The sequence below is a fragment of the Microbulbifer epialgicus genome (genome assembly GCF_041447265.1).
GTDB classification, from domain to species: Bacteria; Pseudomonadota; Gammaproteobacteria; order Pseudomonadales; family Cellvibrionaceae; genus Microbulbifer; species Microbulbifer epialgicus.
Window position 1 is genome coordinate 1 of the sequence record NZ_JBGMEK010000222.1, and the last position, 1,358, is coordinate 1,358.

Genomic DNA, 1,358 nt, shown 5'->3' on the forward strand with positions numbered 1-1,358 from the left:
AGTTCGGCGTTTCTCTTCCTGCGCGGAAGCGGGTAATTTTCTTGCATCAATAATATCCATTTGAGTATTATACAGAACTATAGAGCCACCGGGTTAATATCTATTGCGTCTTTAAGTAAAGTAATGTCCTCATCGGCAACACCCTTATTTTTTAAAGTTCTCGCTAGTGATTCGAAGTCATTTTTTACGATACTGTTAGTTACCTTTTGAGTATTATCTGTTCCTAATAATATGGTGACGTTGTCTCCAAATATTGCATTATTAAAGAGGTTTGATGCATCAAACTTTCCTGCTGCTTCTTTAACGTCTCTATCCGATTCTATATCGGAAAACTCCGAACTCAGCTCAAGAACAAAATCCAAAAGACGTGATCCCACTTGCATCAATATATTTGATACACCAGCAACTGGTATTTCAGACCAAGCTCTTTGAACCATATAAGAATTGGCCAATCCTTTACCTAACATTCCGTTAGCTTCCATTGGGATTGGCGATTGAAGTGTGTCACCATCGTTGGAAGTTACAATGTTTTCAATCACAGCAAGTGAATGAGTTAATTTAGCCTGCTCCCACATATCCCTAAACTTTTCGTCAATATGTGCCATCGGTACAGGATGTGATCTTACTTCGTATGCCCCATTTGTTGCGGATACAAGCACTTGGGCTGGAATTATTCGATAATCAGGAAGCTCATCTTCTTCACTGTATCCATTCAGCTCTTTGTTCACCCACACCACTAGTTCTTTGTGGCCAATCTTATGCAAAAGAACTTTTGTTTTTACCAGTGCCTCGGTCAATACACTATCGTTAGAGCTTAATATTTCTACAACTTCATCTGCTAGTTTCATTAAATTCTCTCTCGTAGTGTTTCATATAACGCCTCAATAATGGGCCTGAACGCAGCGGCGAAGCCGTGGAGTGGAGGTCCAGCCCCGCAGAGGCGCCATTCATTGATTTGAGACGCCCAGCATGGGCGTGGATTAATGGGGTGAAAGTCCCCTGTAGGAAGATCACCATTTAACGGGTTCCATTAAATGCTAACTACTAGCGAATGGCAACTGCAATACCGTGAGGTCTTGTGGGGAGGAAGCTGCTAGCAAACTACGAGCTGACGAACAGAAACATCCGATAAGGCTTAGTTTGGAGGCGAGGTGGCCAAGGGCACCGAAGCCGGGTTATCTAATGGGTAGAGTCTGATCCTACCCATCAACAACGGACACACCACTAAGCGACTAGTTGTTCCTCAAACGCCTCAGGGCTGAGATAGCCATTGGCGCTGTGTAGGCGATTTCGATTGTAGTCTATCTCTATATACTCAAATACGGTTTCTCGCATGAGGCACCTTGTGGGAAAGCGGT

Annotated in this window: 2 protein-coding genes; both read right to left on the reverse strand. The window is 43.4% G+C overall.

Annotated elements, in window-relative coordinates; all coding sequences use genetic code 11:
- Nucleotides 1-77: 77 nt before the first annotated feature.
- A complete protein-coding gene (locus ACCI49_RS24640; RefSeq protein ID WP_371841905.1) occupies nucleotides 78-848 on the reverse strand; it encodes an AbiTii domain-containing protein in 771 nt (256 codons plus the stop codon).
- Nucleotides 849-1,224: 376 nt separating this feature from the next.
- Nucleotides 1,225-1,358, reverse strand: a 134-nt coding sequence (locus tag ACCI49_RS24645) for an IS3 family transposase (RefSeq protein WP_371841879.1), incomplete at its 5' end; no start/stop codon positions are given.